19 protein-coding genes are annotated in these 21,976 nt (G+C 59.0%); 6 read left to right on the forward strand and 13 right to left on the reverse strand.

Features of this window, described 5'->3' with window-relative positions; all coding sequences use genetic code 11:
* Positions 1-49 precede the first annotated feature (49 nt).
* The 4 genes from NWP14_RS15970 to NWP14_RS15985 all read right to left on the reverse strand — a co-directional run bounded on the left by NWP14_RS15970 (position 50) and on the right by NWP14_RS15985 (position 5,925).
* Positions 50-1,753, reverse strand: coding sequence for an AsmA family protein (locus tag NWP14_RS15970; RefSeq protein ID WP_375215648.1), 1,704 nt, complete (start codon positions 1,751-1,753; stop codon positions 50-52).
* Between the two features lie 156 nt (positions 1,754-1,909).
* Positions 1,910-3,301: a uracil-xanthine permease family protein gene (locus NWP14_RS15975; protein WP_331835050.1), complete on the reverse strand. Its 1,392-nt coding sequence runs from the start codon at positions 3,299-3,301 to the stop codon at positions 1,910-1,912.
* 242 nt (positions 3,302-3,543) lie between these two features.
* On the reverse strand, positions 3,544-5,052 hold the full coding sequence (gene glpK, locus NWP14_RS15980) for a glycerol kinase GlpK (protein ID WP_095102590.1): 1,509 nt from the start codon (positions 5,050-5,052) through the stop codon (positions 3,544-3,546).
* Between the two features lie 21 nt (positions 5,053-5,073).
* Positions 5,074-5,925, reverse strand: a complete 852-nt coding sequence (locus tag NWP14_RS15985; protein WP_095102592.1) for an MIP/aquaporin family protein — start codon at positions 5,923-5,925, stop codon at positions 5,074-5,076.
* A 444-nt stretch (positions 5,926-6,369) separates the two neighbouring features.
* Between NWP14_RS15985 and zapB the strand changes: the two genes are divergently transcribed.
* From zapB to NWP14_RS16005, 4 genes are all read left to right on the forward strand, one after another.
* Positions 6,370-6,615, forward strand: a complete 246-nt coding sequence (gene zapB, locus NWP14_RS15990; protein WP_095102595.1) for a septal ring assembly protein ZapB — start codon at positions 6,370-6,372, stop codon at positions 6,613-6,615.
* A gap of 156 nt (positions 6,616-6,771) precedes the next feature.
* On the forward strand, positions 6,772-7,761 hold the full coding sequence (locus tag NWP14_RS15995; protein ID WP_045853817.1) for a sulfate ABC transporter substrate-binding protein: 990 nt from the start codon (positions 6,772-6,774) through the stop codon (positions 7,759-7,761).
* Between the two features lie 96 nt (positions 7,762-7,857).
* Positions 7,858-8,613, forward strand: coding sequence for a CDP-diacylglycerol diphosphatase (locus tag NWP14_RS16000; protein ID WP_375215649.1), 756 nt, complete (start codon positions 7,858-7,860; stop codon positions 8,611-8,613).
* Positions 8,614-8,686: 73 nt separating this feature from the next.
* Positions 8,687-9,991 carry an SLC13 family permease gene (locus tag NWP14_RS16005; RefSeq protein WP_331835052.1) on the forward strand — a complete coding sequence of 435 codons (1,305 nt, stop codon included), beginning with the start codon at positions 8,687-8,689 and terminating at the stop codon, positions 9,989-9,991.
* A 68-nt stretch (positions 9,992-10,059) separates the two neighbouring features.
* On the opposite strand, the gene tpiA is transcribed toward NWP14_RS16005, so the two are convergent.
* Entirely contained in the window at positions 10,060-10,827 is a 768-nt protein-coding gene (tpiA, locus tag NWP14_RS16010; RefSeq protein ID WP_095102601.1) for a triose-phosphate isomerase, read from the reverse strand.
* A 109-nt stretch (positions 10,828-10,936) separates the two neighbouring features.
* On the reverse strand, positions 10,937-11,536 hold the full coding sequence (locus tag NWP14_RS16015) for a DUF1454 family protein (RefSeq protein ID WP_095102603.1): 600 nt from the start codon (positions 11,534-11,536) through the stop codon (positions 10,937-10,939).
* 112 nt (positions 11,537-11,648) lie between these two features.
* Between NWP14_RS16015 and NWP14_RS16020 the strand changes: the two genes are divergently transcribed.
* Positions 11,649-12,077 carry a DUF805 domain-containing protein gene (locus NWP14_RS16020; protein ID WP_095102606.1) on the forward strand — a complete coding sequence of 143 codons (429 nt, stop codon included), beginning with the start codon at positions 11,649-11,651 and terminating at the stop codon, positions 12,075-12,077.
* Here the strand turns inward: NWP14_RS16020 and fpr are convergent, their stop codons facing one another.
* The 7 genes from fpr to gmk form a co-directional block, all read right to left on the reverse strand.
* Positions 12,078-12,824 carry a ferredoxin--NADP(+) reductase gene (fpr, locus tag NWP14_RS16025; RefSeq protein WP_095102608.1) on the reverse strand — a complete coding sequence of 249 codons (747 nt, stop codon included), beginning with the start codon at positions 12,822-12,824 and terminating at the stop codon, positions 12,078-12,080. It abuts the gene before it with no gap.
* A gap of 129 nt (positions 12,825-12,953) precedes the next feature.
* Positions 12,954-13,964, reverse strand: coding sequence for a class II fructose-bisphosphatase (glpX, locus tag NWP14_RS16030; RefSeq protein WP_095102610.1), 1,011 nt, complete (start codon positions 13,962-13,964; stop codon positions 12,954-12,956).
* 62 nt (positions 13,965-14,026) lie between these two features.
* On the reverse strand, positions 14,027-16,108 hold the full coding sequence (recG, locus tag NWP14_RS16035) for an ATP-dependent DNA helicase RecG (protein WP_375215650.1): 2,082 nt from the start codon (positions 16,106-16,108) through the stop codon (positions 14,027-14,029).
* Positions 16,109-16,112: 4 nt separating this feature from the next.
* Complete coding sequence (gene trmH / locus NWP14_RS16040; protein WP_095102614.1) at positions 16,113-16,802, reverse strand: tRNA (guanosine(18)-2'-O)-methyltransferase TrmH; 690 nt, start codon at positions 16,800-16,802, stop codon at positions 16,113-16,115.
* Positions 16,803-16,946: 144 nt separating this feature from the next.
* Positions 16,947-19,067 carry a bifunctional GTP diphosphokinase/guanosine-3',5'-bis pyrophosphate 3'-pyrophosphohydrolase gene (spoT, locus tag NWP14_RS16045; RefSeq protein ID WP_095102616.1) on the reverse strand — a complete coding sequence of 707 codons (2,121 nt, stop codon included), beginning with the start codon at positions 19,065-19,067 and terminating at the stop codon, positions 16,947-16,949.
* Positions 19,068-19,085: 18 nt separating this feature from the next.
* A complete protein-coding gene (gene rpoZ, locus NWP14_RS16050; RefSeq protein ID WP_006817787.1) occupies positions 19,086-19,361 on the reverse strand; it encodes a DNA-directed RNA polymerase subunit omega in 276 nt (91 codons plus the stop codon).
* A 54-nt stretch (positions 19,362-19,415) separates the two neighbouring features.
* A complete protein-coding gene (gene gmk, locus NWP14_RS16055) occupies positions 19,416-20,039 on the reverse strand; it encodes a guanylate kinase (RefSeq protein WP_095102619.1) in 624 nt (207 codons plus the stop codon).
* Positions 20,040-20,297: 258 nt separating this feature from the next.
* Here gmk and ligB point away from each other — a divergent pair, with 258 nt between their 5' ends.
* A complete protein-coding gene (gene ligB, locus NWP14_RS16060; protein ID WP_375215651.1) occupies positions 20,298-21,974 on the forward strand; it encodes an NAD-dependent DNA ligase LigB in 1,677 nt (558 codons plus the stop codon).
* Positions 21,975-21,976: the final 2 nt, after the last annotated feature.

Raw genomic sequence — 21,976 nt, forward strand, 5'->3', positions numbered from 1 at the left:
ATATCAGGAGGCCTTCTCCCGGCAGGGAGAAGGCTGGAGGACGAGGAAATTAAGGCGCGACGGGCGCGGGCTGGGCGCCGCTTACCTCGCCGCTGCGCATCACCTGCGCAACCTGCTGTTTTTCCATATTGGTCGCGCTGAGCTGGCCGTTCACCGTCGGCCTGAGCGGCGCATCGGCCAGCACGCTGCCGCTGGCGGTTAGCTGGAAATTGCCGTCACCGGAAACCGGCAGCGCGGGCCAGCCCCACGCCTGCAGAACGTTCAGCGGTACGCCGCGCCCGCTCAGGCTGAGGTTAACCTGGCGCTGGGGAAGCTGCGACACCGCGGCGGTGGCCTGTAAAATACCGCGCTCGGTAAAGGCGCTAAGCTCGTTGATATTGACCGTTGAGGCGTTGGCGCTCAGCTTAAGCGACGGGCGCCGGACGTCAACGCGGTTAAAGGTCGCGGCGGCGGCGTTGAGCGTCGCGCTGCCGTTCCATACGCCCCAGCGCCGATCCTTCACCAGCTGCAGCTCGCCGCCGTAGCCATCGAGGGCGGTGACCTGCCAGGGGAACTGCGGATCGATATCGATAACCAGGTTGCGGCTGGCGCCGAATTTCTTCAGCGTCAGGCTCTGTAACCAGGCCGGCAGCGGCTCCATCCACAGCTGTTTCCAGTTTTCCGGCAGAGTATATTCCAGCCCGGCAAAGGCGGTGTCATCCAGCACCAGCGCCTTGCCGTCGCGCAGCCAGCGGCCGGAGGTGCGCACCATCCCGCCTTCCCAGCGCGAGGTAAACTGACGCAGGGCGATACCCTGCGGCGAGAATTCGGCATTAAGGATTGGATCGAGGAAGTGCAGCGAGCCGTTAATGAATTCGCTGGCGTTCATCGACAGGGTACCGTCCTCGCTCTGCCAGTCGCCGTGGCTTAAGGTCAGATTGCGCAGGCTGAGGTCCAGGCCGGTGACCGCCCAGTCGGTTCCCTGCAGGCTGGCATCGGTCACATCGAGGCGGCCAATTTGCAGCGAAGGGACGGTGGTCAGCGGGGCGAAGAAGTCAGCCAGCGCTTTATCGCTCTGCAGGCGGGTTTCATTAAGCTGCAGATTATCAACCAGCCAGCTGCCGTCGGCGCCGCGTTTAGCGTTGCCGGTTAGCGTTCCGCGGGCAATATCGGCGCCGAGAGTGGACAGCGTGACTTCGCCATTATCAATACTTCCCTGAATCAGGACGTTGCTGGCCTCAACCCCGTTAAGAGTCAGCGAGCCCGCGCTCATCTGAATCTGCGTTTTTTTGCCCAGCACGTTGCCCGCTTCCGGCGCCCACGGGCTGACGCCGCCGGTCACCCGCTGCGCGCTCAGGTCCCAGCCGGTTTCCGGGCTGTTAAACGCCATATTGCGCAGCTGCAGGCGGTCGGCGGCAAAGGGCAAAGAGGCGGAGGAGGGGGAGAGGTTTAACGTCCCGTCGCTGAGCACAATCTCATCGGCATGCAGCGGATCGCTGAACTGGCGCGTGCTGAAACCGATATCCACCGTTTTGGCAACCAGCGTCGGGGGTTTGCCGTCGCGACCGAACGTCACGTTTTGCAGCTGCAGGTGGAGAGGCGCAGAGAAGTCGTGATCCATCGCATCGAAGGAGACCTGCCAGCCGGTGCCGTCGCTCAGCCAGGCGCTGGCCTGACGCGAGCCCCAGTGGGTCTGTAGCAGGAACCAGACGGCAACGATCGCGACCAGCAGAACGGCCAGCAGCCAGAGAATCAACTTTCCAGGAAATTTCATGGTCTTACATCCTGAGCGAGGCACATAAGGCTGTTATGCCCGAATTATGCGCAATCCTCAAGACAGGAATTGTGTAATCAGATGATGTGAGGGGGCTAAAAAGGGCAAACTGCGGGCTGCCCCGGCCGCCGTGCGCGGCCGGGGAGCAAGGCGGGATCAGTTTTTCTCTGGCGGGAAGACCAAATTCAGCACAATCGCCGTAATACCGCCGGCGGCGATACCGGAGGAGAGCAGGTTCTTCAGCCAGTCAGGGGCGAACTGCAGGATCATCGGCTGCTGGGAAACGCCGAGACCGACCGCCAGCGACAGGGCGATAATCAGGATCGCCCGGCGGTTCAGCGGCTCGCGGGAGACAATGCGCACGCCGGATGCGGCGATGGTACCGAACATCACCAGCGTCGCGCCGCCGAGCACCGGCTCAGGGATATGCTGCACAAAGCCGCTTACCGCCGGGAACAGCCCGAGCACGATAAGCATCAGCGCCACCACAAAACCGACGTAGCGGCTGGCAACGCCGGTGAGCTGAATCACGCCGTTATTCTGACCGAAGCAGGAGTTTGGGAAGGTATTAAATACCGCGGAGACAAACGAGTTCAGGCCGTTGGCCAACACGCCGCCCTTCAGACGCTTCATATACAGCGGGCCGGAAACCGGCTGCTCGGAAACGTCGGAAGTGGCGGTGATATCGCCGATCGTTTCCAGGGAGGTGATCATAAACACCAGCATCAGCGGCAGCAGCAGGTTCCAGTCAATCCCCAGACCGTAATAGAGCGGGGTGGGCACCATAATCAGGCTGCTGTCGGTTGCCGCGGTATTGGCGGGGAGCATATCGAGCAGCCAGGCCGCCAGGTAGCCGGCCGCCATCGCGATAACCAGCGAAGCGATGCGCAGGTACGGGTTGCGCTGGCGGTTAAGAATAATGATCAGCCCCAGCACGATACCCGCCAGCAGCAGGTTTTTCGGCGCGCCGAAGGTGTGGTCGGCCATCGCCGAGTAGCCGCCGCCGATGGAGGTCAGGCCAACCTGAATCAGGGACAGGCCGATAATCATCACCACCACGCCGGAGACCAGCGGGGTAATAACGCGTCGTGCAAGATGCAGTACGCGGGAGAGGACCATTTCCGTGCAGCTGGCCAGCATCAGGGTGCCGAACAGCGCGGCCATCATCGTCGGCACGTCGGCGCCGCCGGTTTTTAGCGCGGTACCGCCCATAATCAGCGGGGCGACGAAGTTAAAGCTGGTGCCCTGAATGGAGAGTAGCCCGGAGCCGACCGGTCCCCAGGCCTTAATCTGAATAATGGATGCCACGCCGGAAGCAAACAGCGACATGCTGATGATGTGCTGCGTATCCTGGGCGGGAAGACCCAGAGCCTGACAAATTAATAGCGCCGGCGTGATCACCGCAACAAACATCGCCAGCAGGTGCTGGAAGGCGGCGAACAGCGTTTGTGGAAGCGGGGGGCGGTCTTCGAGGCGGTAGATTAATTCGCTAGTTTGTTTATGCGCAACCGGTTGCGCATTTTCTGGCTCGGCGGTATTCACGGACATCACAAGCAATCCCAAGGTGGCAAAGCGGGAATTTTATCGGACTGTAGTGCAAAAGCAAACGTTTGCCAGCGTTTGGGGAAAAATAATTCCGCCGAAAAGGTGTGGGGAAAAGGCATTCGCATGGCGGGACGAAAAAGAAGCCCGGAGCCGGTGCCGGGCACCTTATCCGGGCGAAGAAAAAACGTTGCGCATGAAGCCGTCGTCCCGGTAAGCGCTGCGCTACCGGGACGGTTTCGGCGGGATTACTCTTCGTGCTCTTCCCACGCCAGGGCGCGTTTCACCGCTTTTTTCCAGCCGCTGTAGCGGTAGTTACGTTCGGTGGTTTCGATCCCCGGACGGAATTCGCGCTCGATCACCGCTTTCTCCTGCAGCTCGTCCAGGTTCTGCCAGAAGCCAACCGCCAGACCGGCCAGGTAAGCCGCACCCAGCGCCGTGACTTCACGGACTTCCGGGCGCTCGACGCGGGTGCCGAGAATATCGGACTGGAACTGCATCAGGAAGTTGTTGGCGACCGCGCCGCCGTCGACGCGCAGCGCGTGCAGACGAATGCCGGAGTCAGCCTGCATCGCCTCCAGCACGTCCCGGGTCTGATAGGCGATAGATTCCAGGGTTGCGCGGATAATGTGGTTAGCATTTACGCCGCGGGTAAGGCCAAAGATCGCGCCGCGAGCATACGGGTCCCAGTACGGTGCGCCGAGGCCGGTAAACGCCGGAACCACGTATACGCCGTTGGTATCCTTCACCTTGGTGGCGAAATATTCGGAATCGAACGCGTCGTTGATAAGCTTCATCTCGTCGCGCAGCCACTGAATAGAGGCGCCGGCCATAAATACCGCGCCCTCAAGGGCATAGTTAACTTCTCCGCGCGGGCCGCAGGCGATGGTGGTCAGCAGGCCGTGGGTGGAGGCAACCGCTTTCTCGCCGGTATTCATCAGCATAAAGCAGCCGGTACCGTAGGTATTTTTCGCCATCCCCTCTTTGACGCACAGCTGGCCGAACAGCGCCGCCTGCTGGTCGCCGGCAATACCCGCGATAGGAATACGCGTGCCGCCTTTACCGCCGATGTTGGTCTGGCCGTATATCTCGGAGGACTTGCGCACTTCCGGCAGCATGGCGCGCGGAATATCCAGCGCGTCGAGCATTTTGTCGTCCCAGTCCAGGTCGTGGATATTGAACAGCATGGTACGCGAGGCGTTGGTGTAGTCGGTCACGTGCACGCGGCCCTGGGTCATTTTCCACACCAGCCAGGTATCAACGGTCCCGAACAGCAGCTCGCCGCGCTTAGCGCGTTCGCGCGCGCCCTCGACGTGATCGAGGATCCACTTCACTTTGGTGCCCGAGAAGTACGGGTCCACGACCAGGCCGGTGGCCTGACGGATGTACTCTTCCATGCCGTCACGCTTGAGCTGCTCGCAGATCTCGGCGGTGCGGCGGCACTGCCAGACGATGGCGTTATAAATCGGTTTGCCGGTTTCACGTTCCCAGACGATGGCGGTTTCACGCTGGTTGGTGATGCCGATGCCGGCGATCTCATCGGAGCTGATATCCGCTTTCGCCAGCACTTCTACCAGCGTGGAGCTTTGCGAGGCCCAAATCTCCATCGGGTCGTGTTCAACCCAGCCCGGCCGGGGATAAATTTGCTCAAATTCACGCTGAGAAACGCTGACGATATTGGCATTGTGATCCATCACTACGGCCCGGGAGCTGGTGGTGCCCTGGTCGAGCGCAACGATATATTTTTTGTCGGTCATAGTATGAGTCTCGTAGTCAGATTACAGCGAAGCTTTGTGTTGCGTCGTAGAGGCGGAGGTTGTGTCCTGCTCCTCAACTTCGCAGATGTCGCAGGGCAGGTGGCGGCCAATCAGCTTGCGGTAGCTGAACGCACCCAGAGCGGCACCGACCACCGGTGCGCACAGCGGCACCAGGAAATAGGGAATATCTTTGCCGCCGGTGAAGGCGACGTCGCCCCAGCCGGCAAGCCAGGCGAAGGTTTTCGGTCCGAGGTCGCGAGCCGGGTTCATGGCGAAGCCGGTCAGCGGGCCCATCGATGCGCCGATCACGGCGATAAGCAGGCCGATCAGCAGCGGAGCCAGCGGGCCGCGAGGCACGCCGTTACCGTCATCGGTTAACGCCAGAATCACGCCCATCAGGATAGCGGTAATCACCATCTCTACCGCGAAGGCCTGCACAAAATTGATATGCGGGTTCGGATAAGTCGAGAAGATGCCCGCCAGTTCAAGGCTCTCTACGCTACCGCGCACCATATTATGGGAGTGTTCGAAATCGAGGAAAAGATTGTAATAAAGCCCGTAAACTAATGCCGCAGCGCAAAAGGCGCCAGCGAATTGCGCAACGATAAAAGGAACAACTTTACGTCCGTCAAAGCAGGCGAACAGCCACAGCGAGATGGTAACCGCCGGGTTAAGGTGAGCACCGGAAACGCCTGCGGTCAGGTAAATCGCCATCGCGACCCCCAGACCCCAGATGATGCTGATTTCCCATTGACCGAAGCTGGCTCCCGCGACTTTGAGCGCAGCGACGCACCCAACGCCGAAGAAGATCAACAACCCGGTACCGAGGAACTCTGCGATGCACTGGCCTTTTAGTGTTGATGTTTGGCTCATAATCGAATCCTGAAACAAAGTGGTGATTATTGTAAGTATGAAGGTCGTCGTCGACCACGCTGCCATGTAGGCATAGTGTTAATTTATCGTTAACGAACAAAAACGAGAAATATCGAACTCGAAATGTGTGTGCCAGGTCAAGAAAATGAGCGTTTTCGCGCCATAAACGCGTGTTGTAGCACATTAAAGAGCGTTTACGGACGCGTTCCGCTAACCCAATGATTAACAATTGCCGGAGAAGTTCCGGGGACAGGCGCCGAATGAGCCAGGTAAAGGCTGAAAAGTGTTGCCAACCGCAATCTGCGCGGGTTGTCGCTGGACAGGGAAGGCGGGGATTCATACAATCGACAGCATGACCACTGTAGTGCGCTTATTTTCGTTAAGGCGTCAACGCGTATACGAAACGGACGGTTTCTATCAACGCCTTGCAAGTTCAGGAGAGGTATGACGATGTCATTAGAAGTGTTTGAGAAATTAGAGTCAAAAGTACAGCAGGCGATTGATACCATCACGCTGTTGCAGATGGAAATCGAAGAGCTGAAAGAAAAGAACAACACGCTGGCGCAGGAAGTTCAGGGCGCTCAGCACAGTCGTGAAGAGCTGGAGCGTGAAAACGGTCAGCTGAGAGAGCAGCAGCAGGGCTGGCAGGACCGTCTGCAGGCGCTGCTGGGCCGCATGGAAGAAGTGTAATCCTCTCGTCCTCACCCTCTCCCGCTCGGGAGGGGGTCAGCTTTACTCCTTCGTATATTCCCTCAAGTTATAGCCAATCTTTTTTTATTCTTTAATCATTGTTTCGCTTTCTGGCACGCTTAACCCATCACAACACGACATATAGAGAGCGGTGCGATGAATAAGTGGGGCGTGGGGTTAACTCTGTTGCTGGCATCCGCCAGCGTTCTGGCAAAAGACATTCAGCTATTAAACGTATCTTACGATCCGACGCGCGAGCTGTACGAACAGTACAACAAAGCGTTCAGCGCGCACTGGAAGCAGGAAACCGGCGACAATGTAGTGATTCGTCAGTCTCACGGCGGTTCCGGCAAGCAGGCGACATCGGTCATTAACGGCATTGAAGCCGACGTCGTTACCCTGGCGCTGGCCTATGACGTCGATGCGATTGCCGAGCGCGGCCGCATTGATAAAAACTGGCTGAAACGCCTGCCGGATAACTCTGCTCCTTATACTTCAACCATCGTGTTCCTCGTGCGCAAGGGCAACCCGAAGCAGATTCATGACTGGAACGACCTGATTAAACCGGGCGTGTCGGTCATTACGCCGAACCCGAAAAGCTCCGGCGGCGCGCGCTGGAACTATCTGGCAGCCTGGGGCTACGCCCTGCACCAGAATCACGGCGACCAGGCGAAAGCTCAGGAGTTCGTGAAAGCGCTGTTTAAAAACGTCGAAGTGCTGGATTCCGGCGCTCGTGGCTCAACGAATACCTTCGTCGAACGTGGGATTGGCGATGTGCTGATTGCCTGGGAAAACGAAGCCCTGCTGGCGGCAAACGAGCTGGGTAAAGACAAGTTTGAAATCGTCACCCCGAGCGAATCGATTCTGGCCGAGCCGACCGTTTCGGTAGTGGATAAAGTGGTCGATAAAAAAGGGACTCGCCAGGTGGCAGAAGCCTACCTGAAGTATCTCTACTCCCCGGAAGGTCAGGAGATTGCGGCGAAGAACTACTATCGTCCACGCGATCCGGCCGTTGCCAGCAAATATGCCAGCGAGTTCCCGAAGCTGAAGCTGTTTACTATCGACCAGGAGTTCGGCGGCTGGACCAAAGCCCAGAAGGAGCACTTCTCTAACGGCGGCACCTTCGACCAAATTAGTCAGCGTTAATCTCTCCCCCTCAACGCCCGGTTAAATGACCGGGCGTTTTCATTTGGTCATCAAATTACGCTACTCTTCCGTTTCTGGCTGAGACGGGAAAACATAATGCGAAGAGTACGATACCTTTTATTGGGACTGCTGGTGGTGGTTGCGGCGGCAGCGGCAGGCGGCTGGTACTGGCTGCACTCCGGTAACCCGGATGCGTTGCGACGTATTGTTTTGCAGCAGTGCGTGGTCAATCAGCAGCAGCAGAAAAACCCGGCCCCCTGCGCCGAGGTAAATCTGAAAGGCGGCTATGTCCTGTTTAAAGACCGCAACGGGCCGCTGCAGTATTTGCTGATGCCGACGTACCGGATTAACGGCACCGAGAGCCCGCTCCTGCTCAACCCGTTGACGGCAAACTTCTTCTGGCAGGCCTGGCAGGGGCGGGAAATTATGAGCGAACGACACGGTTCGCCGGTACCCGATAACGCGGTTGCGCTGACGATTAACTCCCGCAGCGGCCGCACGCAGAACCACCTCCATATTCATATTTCCTGCCTGCGCCAGGACGTTCGTGCCCAGCTGGACCGCGAGGCCTCCACGATTAGCAGCCGCTGGCTGCCGCTGCCGGGCGGTTTGCTCGGCCATGAATATCTGGCGCGCAGGGTGACCGAAGCGGAACTTGCCCAGCGCAGCCCCTTCCTGATGCTGGCGGAAGAGGTGCCCGAGGCGCGTGAACATATGGGACGCTTCGCGCTGGCGATGGCCGAACAGAGCGACGGTTCGCTGGTGCTGCTGGCAACGGAACGCAATTTGCTGACTCTGAACCGCGCGTCTGCGGAAGAGATTCAGGACCATAGCTGCGCAATTCTGCAATGACCCCACCATATCTGGCATTTACCTGTCCGACCCGGCGTCGTATTCTTGCTGAAAAAAACGACAGGAGACAGGTATGTCGCTCTGGCTTTCTCACCCTCTGTTCCTTCCCGCCCTGATTGTCGGTATTACCATCCTGCTGTGGGCGACCTCGCTGCTGCCGGAGTTTATTACCGCGCTGCTGTTTTTTGCCGTGGCGATGATGGCGAAAATCGCGCCGCCGGAGGTTATCTTTGGCGGCTTTGCGTCATCGGCGTTCTGGCTGGTGTTCAGCGGCTTTGTCCTCGGTATCGCGATCCGTAAAACCGGGCTGGCGGACAGGACGGCGCAGGCGCTATCGGCCAGGCTGACGGACTCCTGGCCGCTGATGGTGGGCAGCGTGGTGCTGTTCAGCTATGCCCTGGCCTTCGTTATGCCCTCCAATATGGGGCGTATCGCGCTGCTGATGCCGATCGTCGCGGCGATGGCGAAGCGCGCCGGGATTGAGGACGGAACCCGCGCCTGGTACGGGCTGGCGCTGGCGGTCGGCTTCGGGACCTTCCAGCTATCGGCGACGATCCTGCCCGCCAACGTGCCGAATTTAGTGATGAGCGGCGCGGCGGAGGGATCGTACGGTATTCACCTCAACTACCTGCCGTATTTGCTGCTGCACACGCCGGTGCTGGGCTGGCTGAAAGGCGCGGCGCTGATCGCGCTGATTTGCTGGCTGTTCCCCGGCAGGCCGCATCCGCCGCGGGAGCGGGTGCCGCTGCCGCCGATGAGCCGGGATGAGAAGCGCCTCTCCTGGCTGCTGGCGGTGGTATTGACCCTTTGGGTGAGCGAGAGCTGGCACGGGATTGGTCCCGCCTGGACGGGGCTGGCGGCGGCGGTGATTACGCTGCTGCCGCGGGTGGGATTTATCAGCGGGGAAGAGTTCTCCAGCGGGGTGAATATTCGCACCTGCATTTACGTCGCCGGGATCTTAGGGCTGGCGATTACCGTCACGCAAACGGGGATTGGCGGCGTGGTCGGCAACGCTTTGCTGCACGTTATGCCGCTCGACAAAGAGAGCCCTTTTACCAGCTTTCTCGCCCTGACGGGGATCACCAGCGCCCTGAACTTTATTATGACCGCCAACGGCGTACCCGCGCTGTACACCACCTTTGCGCAGAGCTTTGCTGACGCCACCGGCTTTCCGCTGCTGAGCGTGATCATGATTCAGGTTCTGGGCTATTCGACGCCGCTGCTGCCGTATCAAGCATCGCCTATCGTGGTGGCGATGGCGCTGGGAAAAGTTCCGGCTCGTTCGGGGATGCTGCTGTGCATTGCGCTGGCGGCTGTCAGCTATCTGCTGCTGCTGCCGTTGAATTACGCGTGGTATCAGCTGCTGGGGAAACTATAAAAAAACCCGGCTAGCGCTACGCTAAGCCGGGCTGCGGATTCATCTCGCCGGGTTACCGGCGTATTGAATTACGCTTTTTTCGCTGCTTCTGCTGCTTTAACGATGACCGCGAAAGCGTCTGCTTTCAGCGATGCGCCGCCAACCAGCGCGCCGTCGATGTCCGGCTGGGTGAACAGCTCTGCGGCGTTAGATGCGTTAACGGAACCGCCGTACTGAATGATGACCTGCTCGGCCACTTTGGCGTCCACTTTAGCAATGTGGTCACGGATAAATTTGTGCACGGCCTGAGCCTGAGCCGGGGTAGCGGATTTGCCGGTACCGATAGCCCATACGGGTTCGTAAGCGATAACCACGCCTTCGAATGCCGCTGCGCCCTGAGTTTTCAGCACGGCGTCGATCTGGCGTGCGCAAACTTCTTCCGTTTTGCCCGCTTCGTTTTCAGCTTCAGTTTCACCGATGCACAGAACCGGGATCAGGCCCTGCTCTTTCAGCACGGCGAATTTCTTAGCGATAAATTCGTCAGACTCTTTGTGGTAAGTACGACGCTCAGAGTGGCCGATGATGATGTATTCAGCGCCGACATCTTTCAGCATCTGGGCAGAGGTTTCACCGGTGAATGCGCCGGACTGGTTCAGGTCAACGTTCTGCGCGCCCAGGTGAATATGGCTGCCTTCTGCCGCATGCTTAGCCAGATCGATATACATTTCCGGCGGAGCGATAGCAACAGCACAGCCGGTCACGCCGGCCAGCTCGGTACGCAGGTTAGCCACCAGTTCGTTTACCATGTGGCGGCTGCCGTTCAGTTTCCAGTTACCCATCACTAAAGGATGTCGCATTTTAATTCTCCACGCTACATAAGCGAATTAAGGAATATAGCCGCCCCTGGGGGCAGCATGGTCTGTCAAACAGTATAGAGTTTCGTCGTTGGAAAGGCTTTGCTTTTTGTCATTTATTATTGCTCTCCAGCGTTTCAGATAGCGCTAGCTTAATCGGTTCAACAGCGAAGGTAAGCCCCTTTTCGCCGTTGTCTGCTATCACATAGCGGATAGCGCCTTCGGTTTCGGCGAAGTAGCGTTTCCCTTTACCTGCGGCGAGCAGTTTTTGCAGCTTTTGCCCGCTTTGCGCCGGGCTTAATATCGGGACGAAAACGCGCAGAACGGCGCTCATATACTCCTGTGCTTTCGCCTTTGCCGCTTTCTGCTCCGGCCCCTGAACGGGCAGCCAGGTAATCTGCATCGATTTGATTTTGAGCGTGCCGCGCTCCAGGGCGGTGGAGGCGTACAGGTTTTCGTTAATCTTGCTGGCCGCCCGGGTCAGGTTAGCCCGATCGCGGCTGGAGGCAATCGCGCGAAATTCGTTGAGCTGCAGTTTGGGGTTATCGGCGTTGAATTTTTCCCGAAACTCGCTGATGGAGATATCAAAGACCGGCGCGCCGGAGAGCAGATAGGGCGCCGCGGAGGATGATTCTGGCTCGGCGGACAGCGCCTTATGGCCGACAGATAACGCTGTCAGCCCAATCAAACATAAGGTTGCCCACTTCTTCATACCCGTCCTTCCTTTTTTTGCCTGCTGACGATTAAAACGGGAACCGTCGCGCTTGTCAAAAAGTCACCGCTTCAGGGTAAACTACGCGAATGATGATGATAAGGAATAAAACATGACCCTACAGCAGTGGATGTTCTCAATTAAAGGGCGTATTGGACGCCGTGATTTCTGGATTTGGATTGTTATCTGGATATTGACCATGAGCGCGCTGTTCACCCTGGCCGGGTCAAATTTGCTTAATCTACAGACCGCGGCCTTTATGCTGGTTTGCCTGCTCTGGCCAACGGCGGCGGTGACCATCAAACGGCTGCACGATCGCGGCAGGTCGGGTATCTGGGCGCTGCTGATGGTTCTGGCGTGGATGCTGCTGGCGGGGAACTGGGCGGTGCTCCCGGGGGCCTGGCAGTGGGTTGTCGGCCGCTTTGTGCCGACGCTGATTATGGTGATGATGCTGATCGACCTGGGGGCATTCGTCGGCACCCAGGGCGAAAATAAATTTGGTAAAGAGACGCAGGACGTTCGCTGGAAGGCGGAGTCCTGATCACCAGTAGTGTTCGGCTGTCATATGGCCCGGCCGGCGGCGCAGATGTTTGCTCATCTGCCGGGTTTCCTTCAGCAGCTGCTGGGTATCCCGCACCATCTGCGGGTTGCCGCAGAGCATCACGTGGCTATTGTCAGCGTTCATCGGCAGGCCAACGGCCTCTTCCAGAGCGCCGGTTTCGATCAGGAACGGAATACGCCCCGTTAGCATGCCCGGTACGGTTTCCCGACTGACCACCGACTGGATGCGCAGCTTGCCCTTATAGCGTTCCTCCAGCGCCTGCATTTGCGGCAGATAGCTAAGATCGGCGGCATAGCGCGCGGCGTGGACCAGCACCAGGTTTTTAAAGCGCTCCAGGTCCTTGCCTTCTTCCAGAATCGACAGGTACGGGCCAATTGCCGTGCCGGTGGCCAGCATCCACAGGGTGTCGCAATCCGGCACTTCTTCGAGCACGAAGAAACCGGCGGCCTCGCTGACGATCTGCACGTCATCGCCCGGCTGCAGCGCGGCCAGCCGTGGGCTGAGTTTGCCCTCCGGAACCGTCACCAGGTAGAATTCAAGATCGGGATTGCTCGGGGCGTTAACGTAGGAGTAGGCGCGCTGCACGCGCTCGCCGTCAACATCCAGGCCCAGTTTGGCAAACTGCCCGGCGGTAAACGGATGAACAGGGGCCCGTACGTGCAAACTAAACAGCGCATCGGTCCAGTATTCTACTTTTGTTACTTTGCCGCTAATCCAGTCCGCCATGATCTTCTCCCGTTGCGAAGCGTTGCCCTATCTTCGTTGCAGACGACAAAGATTTCCAGCCCAACGGGGCCGGAAAGCTCTATTGATCAAATATTAGCGCCGCTTCAGCCTGCCCGCAGGCCGAAGGGCTTACAGGATATGCAGCTGGATATCCGGATCTTTACGATCGAGATAGTGAATGGACTGGATACGGCGGATGGTGCGTGATTTTCCGCGGATCAGCAGCGTCTCGGTGGTGGCCATATTGCCCTTGCGGGTGATGCCGTCCAGCAGGTCGCCTTTGGTGATCCCGGTGGCGGAAAAGACCACGTTATCGCTGCGCGCCATCTCGTCGAGGCGCAGCACGATACCGGCTTCAATACCCATCTCTTTACAGCGCGCCAGCTCGTTCTCACCGATACGGCGATTCTCTTCGCTGTCGCCCTTGACGTGGTGGCGGGCCAGCAGGCGGCCCTGCATATCGCCGTCCAGCGCCCGGATAACCGCGGCGGAAACCACGCCTTCCGGGGCGCCGCCAATGCCGTACAGGACGTCAACTTCGCTATCCGGCATGCAGGTCAGAATAGAGGCCGCCACGTCGCCGTCGGGAATGGCGAAGACGCGAACGCCCAGCTGCTGCAGTTCGGCAATCACGGCATCATGGCGCGGCTTGGCGAGCACGGTCACCGTCAGCTCGCTGAGCGGCTTATTCAGCGCGCTCGCCACGTTACGCAGGTTCTCAGCCAGCGGCAGATTCAGGTCAATCGCCCCTTTAGCCCCCGGGCCGACAATCAGCTTTTCCATGTACATGTCCGGCGCATTCAGGAAGCAGCCCTTATCGCCAACCGCCATGACGGCCAGCGCGTTCGCCTGGCCCATCGCCGTCATCCGCGTGCCCTCGATCGGGTCGACGGCGATATCCACCGCGTCGCCGCTGCCGGTGCCGACCTTTTCGCCGATATAGAGCATCGGTGCTTCATCGATTTCACCTTCGCCGATGACGATAGTGCCGTCGATATTAATCAGGTTGAGCATAATACGCATGGCGTTAACCGCGGCGCCGTCGGCGGTGTTTTTATCACCGCGGCCCAGCCACTTATAGCCCGCCAGCGCGGCGGCTTCGGTAACACGCGAAAATTCGATGGCCAGTTCTCGTTTCATAATTCACTCGTTCTGAAGGAAAATTGCGCGCGGCGCCGTCTGCTCCTGCGGGAACAGACGCGTCAGGCGTTGGAATAGCGTTCGGTTTCCGGCATCCAGCGCTCGATAAGCGCCTGAGCCTGCTGTGGGTAACGTTGATGAATATGGCGGGCAATGCGCTGAACGTCCGGGATCATTGCCTTATCGCGCAGTAAGTCGGCGACTTTAAACTCGGCGGTGCCGGTCTGTCGGGTGCCGAGCAGCTCGCCTGGGCCGCGGATCTCGAGGTCCTTTTGCGCGATGACGAAACCGTCGTTGCTATCGCGCAGGACCTGCAGGCGCAGCTGGGCCGTTTTCGACAGCGGCGATTTATAGAGCAGCACGCAGTGGGAGGCCACCGCGCCGCGCCCGACGCGGCCTCTGAGCTGATGCAGCTGCGCCAGCCCCAGGCGCTCCGGGTTTTCGATAATCATCAGGCTGGCGTTAGGCACGTCCACCCCGACCTCGATAACCGTGGTGGCGATAAGCAGATGCAGCTCGCCCTGCTTAAAGGCCTGCATAACCGCCTGCTTGTCCGCCGGCTTCATCCGGCCGTGCACCAGGCCGATATTCAGCTCCGGCAGCGCCAGCTTCAGCTCTTCCCAGGTGGCTTCTGCCGCCTGGGCTTCCAGCAGGTCCGACTCTTCAATCAGCGTACAGACCCAATAGGCCTGACGCCCTTCCTGGATACAGGCGTTGCGCACGCGGTCGATAATATCGCTGCGGCGGGTGTCCGGGATAGCCACCGTGGTGACCGGCGTACGGCCCGGCGGCAGCTCGTCGATCGTCGAGGTGTCGAGGTCGGCGTAAGCGGTCATCGCCAGGGTGCGCGGAATGGGGGTTGCGGTCATGATCAGCTGATGTGGATGGAAGCCCTGCTGCTGGCCCTTTTCCCATAACGCGAGGCGCTGATGCACCCCGAAGCGGTGCTGTTCATCGATAATCACCAGCGCCAGGCCGCTAAACTGGACCTGCTCCTGAAAAATAGCGTGGGTGCCGACAATCATCTGCACCTGCCCGCTGGCGATGGCATCCTGCTGCGCCTGACGCGCTTTGCCTTTTTGTTTGCCGGCCAGCCAGCCGACCTCAACGCCCAGCGGTGCAAACCAGCTGCGGAAGTTGGCGGCGTGCTGCTCCGCCAGCAGCTCCGTCGGCGCCATCAGCGCCACCTGCCTGCCGTGGGCGATGGCCCGCAGCGCCGCGAAGGCGGCAACCAGCGTTTTACCGGAGCCGACATCGCCCTGTACCAGGCGCATCATCGGTACATCGAGCGCCATATCCCGCTCGATTTCAGCGGTAACCCGCTCCTGCGCGCCGGTAGGTTTAAAGGGCAGAGAAGCCAACAGCTTGTTTTTCAGAGCGTCGTTCGCGCTGAGCGGCAGGGCGTGGAAACGCTGGGCGCCAGCGCGAACCGCCAGCATGCTCAGGTTATGCGCCAGCAGCTCTTCCAGAATTAAGCGCTGCTGGGCCGGGTGCTTACCGGTTTCCAGCTCGCTGAGCTGGAGCGACGGCGGCGGGCGATGCAGCGTGCGCAGCGCCTCCGGGAGACTCATCATCCCCTGCGCCAGCTCGGGCGGCAGCAGCTCGGTGATAGCGCAGGTCTCCAGCAGCTCCAGCGCCTGATCGGTCAGCTTACGCAGCGTGGCCTGTTTGATACCTTCGGTGGTGGGGTAGACCGGAGTGAGGGTCTCCTGCAGGTCGGGCGTGCTCATATCGCCCTGCACGCGGTATTCCGGGTGGATCATTTCCGCGCCGTATTTGCCGCGCTTCGCTTCACCGTAGGCCAGCACCCGGCGGCCGGCGGCAAGGCTGTTTTTCATCGCGGCGTTGAAGTTGAAGAAGCGCATGGTGAGAATACCGGAGCCATCGCTTATCTGACAGGTCATCATCCGGCGGCCGCCGAAGGTGATATTGCTGTTGAGAACTTCGCCTTCAACGGTGGCGTAGACGCCAGGAAGCAGTTCGCCGATTTGATAAAGATGGGTACGGTCTTCGTAGCGTAGCGGCAGATGCAGCAGAAGATCCTGCACGGTGTGCAGGCCGATTTTCGCCAGCTTGCTGCTCTGCGCTGCGCCAACGCCGGTTAACGTGTTGAGCGGGACAGCATCCAGCAGACGGCTTTGCATCGGTTTACCTCGCTGCCTGCATCGTGGCCCACCACGCGGCGTCGGCTTCAACTTCGCCCTGGCCGTTGACGTGGGGATAGGGCAGGCCTTTTTGTTTTGCCACCCTCGCCAGCACCGGATAACCGCCCTCAAACAGCAGGCGCTGCTGTTCTTCTTCCGGCAGCGTACTGTTTTCGCGTTTATACATGCCCGCGTTCTGCCGCTGGCGCTGTGCTTCATACAGAATTAAGGCGGAGGCAACGGAGACGTTTAGCGACTGCACCATGCCCGTCATCGGAATAATGATGTCCTGGTCTGCCAGCGCTAGCGCTTCCGCGGTGATGCCTGTTTTTTCCTGGCCCATCAGGATACAGGTGGGCCGGGTGTAGTCGATTTCACGAAAGTCGACGGCTTTATCAGAAAGATGGGTGGCGAGGATCTGCATGCCCTGACTCTTTAAGTGGCCGACGGCATCGCCAATGGTACGGTGTGTTTTGACCTGGACCCAGCTGTTGCTGCCCGCGGCGGCGGAAGCCATCGTGCGCATGCGGCTGCTGGGCCAGATAGCGTGCACTTCGTGCACGCCAACGGCATCTGCGGTACGAATCACCGCAGAGACGTTATGAGGTTTGTGGACCTGCTCCATGCAGACCGTCAGGTCAGGCTGACGCCTGGCGAGCATCTCACAGATACGCGCATAACGCTGCGAATTCATAACCACTTCATCCTTCAAATTGCCTCGGCGTTGGCTTCTGATTACTCGGCTCATCCATGAGCCTCGCCCTTACGGGCCAGCGTAAACGCTGTGCAAAACGCTAAAGTATTTTGTGATGCAACCCGAATGCTGTTGTGTTGAAAACTAATTCCGGTTACGGGTGACTTTTATCACGTCCGGCATCACGCGAATTTTGCGCATTATATTCGCCAGATGCACGCGGTCGCGCGCCGTAAGGCGAATAAAGGCGCTGTAGACGCGGCCATCTTTTTCTTCCGTATTCAGGCTTTGAATATTGGAAGCGGCGGTATTGATCGCGGCCGTGAGGTTCGCCAGCGCGCCCTGGTGGTTAAACATATCCACCTTAATTTCGGTGATAAATTCCTGGGCGGTCTCTTTATCCCATTCGACGGCCATAAACTTCTCGGGCTCTTTCTGGTAGCCGCGAATGTTACGACAGGACTCATGGTGAATGACCAGGCCTTTGCCGGGGCTGACGTGGGCGATAATCGGGTCGCCGGGAATCGGGCGGCAGCACTTGGCAAAGGTAATCAGCACGCCGTCGGCGCCTTTAATCGGCAGATGGCCGTGGCCTGAAGAGGCGCTTTGCGCCGGTGCGGTGACGGTTTCACCCTGCTGCAGGTTTTTCGCCACCACCACGCTCATCGCGTTGCCGAGGCCGATTTCTGCCAGCAGATCGTCCAGCGTTGCCAGCTTCATGCGATCAAGCTCGCGCTGAACGTTCTCTGGCGGGATTTCAGCCAGCTTACGGCTGCCGCCGAGGGCGTGGTTGAGCAACCGGCGGCCAAGGCTGACGGAGTCATCGCGCTTGAGGTTTTTCAACAGCTGGCGGATCTTCGCGCGCGCTTTCGAGCTGACGACAAAGTTCAGCCATGCGGCGTTCGGACGCGCGCCCGGTGCGGTGATGATCTCTACCGTCTGGCCGCTGGAGAGCGGCTGCGACAGCGGATACGGCTGGCGGTCAACGCGTGCGCCAACGCAGGCATGGCCGATATCCGTATGCACCGCGTAGGCAAAGTCCACCGGCGTCGCGCCGGCGGGAAGTTCGACAATGCGCCCTTCCGGGGTGAAAACGTAAATCTCATCCGGGAACAGATCGGATTTGACGCTCTCGATAAATTCAAACGAGCTGCCCGCGCTCTGCTGCAGTTCCAGCAGGCTCTGCATCCAGCGCTGGGCGCGGATCTGCGCCGTGGTGCTGCTCTCGCCGCCGTGCTCTTTATAAGCCCAGTGCGCCGCAACCCCCATTTCCGCCATCTGGTCCATGTCTTCGGTACGAATCTGTACCTCAACCGGGACGCCGTGCGGGCCGATCATCGAGGTATGCAAAGATTGATAGCCGTTCGCTTTCGGAATGGCGATGTAGTCTTTCATCCGCCCTGGACGCGGCTTGTAGAGGCTGTGCATCTGGCCAAGCACGCGGTAGCAGGTGTCGGCATCATGCACGATTACGCGGAACGCGTAGATATCCATGATCGAGTGAAAACGCTGCTCTTTAAGCACCATTTTGCAGTAGATGGAGTACAAATGCTTCTCGCGACCGCTAACGCGACAGGGGATCCCCGCTTCCTGTAAACGCCCTTCGATTTCGGAGAGGATCTTTTGGATCATCTCTTTACGGTTGCCGCGCGCCGCTTTAACGACTTCTTTAATGACGCGATAACGATTGGGATACAGCGCTTCAAAGCCCAGCTCTTCGAGCTCGGTTTTAATGTGGTGGATACCTAAACGGTGGGCCAGCGGGCTGTAGATTTCCAGCGTTTCGCGGGCGATACGGCGGCGTTTATCCGGGCGTAATGAGCCCAGCGTGCGCATGTTGTGGGTGCGGTCGGCAAGTTTGATGAGGATGACGCGGATATCCTGCACCATCGCCATAATCATCTTGCGAAAGTTTTCGGCCTGCGCCTCTTTCTTATCGCGGAACTTGAGCTTATCAAGTTTTGATACCCCTTCTACCAGCTCGGCAACGCTTTTACCAAAGAGCTGCTCCATATCCTGGTAGGTGGCAGGGGTATCTTCAATCACGTCATGCAGCAGGGCAGCCATCAGCGTTTCGTGGTCGAGTTTCATCTCGGCCAGAATGCAGGCTACCGCAACCGGGTGCGTAATATAGGGTTCACCGCTTGAACGTGTCTGCCCCTCGTGAGCGTCACGTGCAACGAGATACGCCTGCCGAAGACGCTTGATTTGCTCTTCCGGCAGGTAGTTTTGAATCAGCTGATTCAGGCTTTCAAACAGATACAAGGGCGACCCACTGCGTTATTAACGACGACCTTCAGCAATAGCGGTAACTGCTTGTAATTCAGCGGCTTCCTGCTCTTGCTGTTCCTGACGATCGCGCACGTCGAGGATCTGGTTGTTGATCAGACCTTCTTCGATTTCGCGCAGTGCGATAACGGTAGTTTTATCGTTTTCTTCCGCTACCAGCGGATCTTTTCCGCCAACCTGCATCTGACGAGCGCGACGCGCGGCGACCAGTACCAGGTCAAAACGGTTACCAATTTTCTCTACAGCGTCCTGAACAGTTACGCGTGCCATACTTAAAATGCTCCACAGATGAAGAAAGGACTGGGCATGATACTGAATGTCGGTTCAGTCTGCCAACAGTTTGGTGATTAAAGCGCCATGTCGCTGCTTTTGGCGGCTCATGCGCAGGCGTTCGGCGCGGATGATGTTTTTCAGATCGCCGAGGGCGGTATCAAAATCATCATTCACAATAAGGTAATCATATTCCGCGTAATGGCTCATTTCTGCAACAGCCTGCGCCATACGTTTTGCGATCACCTCTTCGCTGTCCTGGCCGCGGCCACGCAGGCGACGGTCAAGCTCATCTTTGGACGGCGGCAGAACAAAAATGCTGCGCGCGCCCGGCATTTTATGACGGATTTGCTGAGCGCCCTGCCAGTCGATATCGAGGAAGACATCAACGCCGGTTGCCAGTACCTGCTCGATGGCTTCGCGCGAGGTGCCGTAATAGTTGCCAAAAACTTCTGCGTGCTCAAGAAATGCGTCTCTGCCAATCATCGCTCTGAAATCGTCGTGATTAACAAAGAAATAGTGTTCACCGTGCACTTCGCCAGGACGCGGTGCGCGCGTGGTATGCGAAACAGAGACCTGGGAGTCGTACAGCGGTTGGGTTTTTAATAAAGCCTGAATCAGGCTGGATTTACCCGCGCCACTTGGGGCGGAAACAATATAAAGCGTGCCTTGAGCCATGAGAGTCTTTTGTATGTGATGGTCGAAAGAGAAACTACATACGAGCCTATTATACACGCCGCCGCGCTGTGACGTAGTCCCTGTCACACTTTTTACCTCTGTTTCTTTCATTTTGCCTGCTGTTTCCCTGATTTCTCTGTGAATTGCCGCAATGACGTACAAACCCTGGAAGCCGGCTCGCGGCGCGGAAAAGCCCTTATCGCCGATGAGGCCCCGTCGGCGGCAGAATGCCGGTGGGCAAAAAAGGAGGGTAGCGTTGTGCAAAAATTGCTTTGGGCGATAGGAGTGTGGATGACGGCGGGATACTGTCAGTCGGCCTGTCCCACCTGGACGCAGGCGCGGGCTGAACAGGAGGTCAGCCGCCTGAGTCAGCAGATTGCCGGGTGGAAAAACGACTACTGGCTGCGCGGCAGCAGCGAAGTCGCTGATGACGTCTACGATCGGCTTTTAGCTCGGTTAATCGAGTGGCGGCGCTGTTTTGCCATCAAAGCGCCGGTAATCGATGATTTACCGCCGCCCCGCGGCGAGGTCCGGCATCCGGTTGCCCACACCGGAGTGCGCAAGCTGGCGGAAAAAACCGACGTTGCGCGCTGGATGCGGGGCAAAACCGATCTGTGGGTGCAGCCAAAGGTGGATGGCGTTGCGGTGACGCTGGTTTACCGCCGCGGGCGGCTGGTACAGGCAATCAGCCGGGGAGATGGCCGAGCCGGCGAGGACTGGACGGCAAAAGTGCGGCAGATTTCCGGCGTGCCGAGGGCCACGAAGGGCGCGCTGGCAAATAGCGTGCTGCAAGGGGAGCTGTTTCTCCGCCGCGCCGGACATATCCAGAAGCGGATGGGGGGAGTGAATGCCCGGGCGAAAGCGGCCGGCGCCATGATGCGGCGGGATATGCCGACATCGTTAGCGGATCTGGGCGTCTTTATCTGGGCATGGCCGGATGGGCCCGGCGAGATGCGTCAACGCCTGGCTCTGCTGCAGAAGGCCGGGTTTAGCGACAGCGCGGGCTTTTCTCAGCCGGTATCGGACGTGGCGGAGGTTGCGCGCTGGCGCGAACGTTGGCTAACGTCAGCGCTGCCTTTTGCTACCGATGGCGTCGTTGTGCGTCTTGGGAGAGAACCAGCCGGGCGCTTCTGGTCGCCGGGGCAGGGTGATTGGGTCGCCGCGTGGAAGTACCCTCCGGCTATCCGCATCATGGAGGTGCGCGACATCCGCTTTTACGTCGGGCGTAGCGGGAAAATTGCCGTGGTGGCAGGGCTTGAACCGCAGCGGCTGGATGATAAGCAGGTAAAACGCGTGAACGTCGGGTCGGTGGCCCGCTGGCAAAGTCTGGATATTGCTATTGGCGATCAGCTGCAAATTAGCCTGGCGGGACAGGGAATACCGCGGATAGACGGCGTAGTGTGGCGAACGGCCCAGCGTCAGAAGCCGCAACCACCTCCGGCGCATTTTAACGCGCTGACCTGCTATTTTTCCTCCCCCAAGTGCGCCGGGCAGTTTGTTTCAAGGCTGGTCTGGCTATCGTCAAAATCCGTACTGGACCTGGACAGCGTCGGTGAGTCCGCGTGGCGCACCGTCTATCAGTCTCTCCGTATGGAGCATCTTTTTTCGTGGCTGTCGTTTACCCCTCAGCAGCTGCAGTCAGTCCCGGGGATCTCTGCGCTACGCGGGCAGCGGCTCTGGCACCAGTTTAACCTCGCCCGCCGGCAGCCCTTTCTGCGCTGGGTGCAGGCCCTGGGAGTGCCGTTGCCGCAGGCGGCGCTGGCGGGCCTGGCCGGAGATAGCTGGCCGCGCCTGCTGGCGCGAAACGCAGAGCAGTGGCGACGCCTGCCGGGAGTGGGGGATGAAAAAGCGCGTCAGCTGGTGGCCTTTCTTCGGCATCCGGACGTTGCCGCGCTGGCGCAGTGGCTCCGCGGCCAGGGCATCTCCGGGTTTTAACC

The organism is Klebsiella sp. C349492 (genome assembly GCF_042055345.1).
Lineage (GTDB): Bacteria > Pseudomonadota > Gammaproteobacteria > Enterobacterales > Enterobacteriaceae > Klebsiella > Klebsiella scottii.

What these genes read in the sequence shown, in the direction of transcription:
- NWP14_RS15970 (WP_375215648.1), bottom strand. Translation starts at nt 1,753, where the DNA reads ATGAAATTTCCTGGAAAGTTGATTCTCTGGCTGCTGGCCGTTCTGCTG.
- NWP14_RS15975 (WP_331835050.1), bottom strand. Translation starts at nt 3,301, where the DNA reads ATGTCCGTGAATACCGCCGAGCCAGAAAATGCGCAACCGGTTGCGCAT.
- glpK (WP_095102590.1), bottom strand. Translation starts at nt 5,052, where the DNA reads ATGACCGACAAAAAATATATCGTTGCGCTCGACCAGGGCACCACCAGC.
- NWP14_RS15985 (WP_095102592.1), bottom strand. Translation starts at nt 5,925, where the DNA reads ATGAGCCAAACATCAACACTAAAAGGCCAGTGCATCGCAGAGTTCCTC.
- zapB (WP_095102595.1), top strand. Translation starts at nt 6,370, where the DNA reads ATGACGATGTCATTAGAAGTGTTTGAGAAATTAGAGTCAAAAGTACAG.
- NWP14_RS15995 (WP_045853817.1), top strand. Translation starts at nt 6,772, where the DNA reads ATGAATAAGTGGGGCGTGGGGTTAACTCTGTTGCTGGCATCCGCCAGC.
- NWP14_RS16000 (WP_375215649.1), top strand. Translation starts at nt 7,858, where the DNA reads ATGCGAAGAGTACGATACCTTTTATTGGGACTGCTGGTGGTGGTTGCG.
- NWP14_RS16005 (WP_331835052.1), top strand. Translation starts at nt 8,687, where the DNA reads ATGTCGCTCTGGCTTTCTCACCCTCTGTTCCTTCCCGCCCTGATTGTC.
- tpiA (WP_095102601.1), bottom strand. Translation starts at nt 10,827, where the DNA reads ATGCGACATCCTTTAGTGATGGGTAACTGGAAACTGAACGGCAGCCGC.
- NWP14_RS16015 (WP_095102603.1), bottom strand. Translation starts at nt 11,536, where the DNA reads ATGAAGAAGTGGGCAACCTTATGTTTGATTGGGCTGACAGCGTTATCT.
- NWP14_RS16020 (WP_095102606.1), top strand. Translation starts at nt 11,649, where the DNA reads ATGACCCTACAGCAGTGGATGTTCTCAATTAAAGGGCGTATTGGACGC.
- fpr (WP_095102608.1), bottom strand. Translation starts at nt 12,824, where the DNA reads ATGGCGGACTGGATTAGCGGCAAAGTAACAAAAGTAGAATACTGGACC.
- glpX (WP_095102610.1), bottom strand. Translation starts at nt 13,964, where the DNA reads ATGAAACGAGAACTGGCCATCGAATTTTCGCGTGTTACCGAAGCCGCC.
- recG (WP_375215650.1), bottom strand. Translation starts at nt 16,108, where the DNA reads ATGCAAAGCCGTCTGCTGGATGCTGTCCCGCTCAACACGTTAACCGGC.
- trmH (WP_095102614.1), bottom strand. Translation starts at nt 16,802, where the DNA reads ATGAATTCGCAGCGTTATGCGCGTATCTGTGAGATGCTCGCCAGGCGT.
- rpoZ (WP_006817787.1), bottom strand. Translation starts at nt 19,361, where the DNA reads ATGGCACGCGTAACTGTTCAGGACGCTGTAGAGAAAATTGGTAACCGT.
- gmk (WP_095102619.1), bottom strand. Translation starts at nt 20,039, where the DNA reads ATGGCTCAAGGCACGCTTTATATTGTTTCCGCCCCAAGTGGCGCGGGT.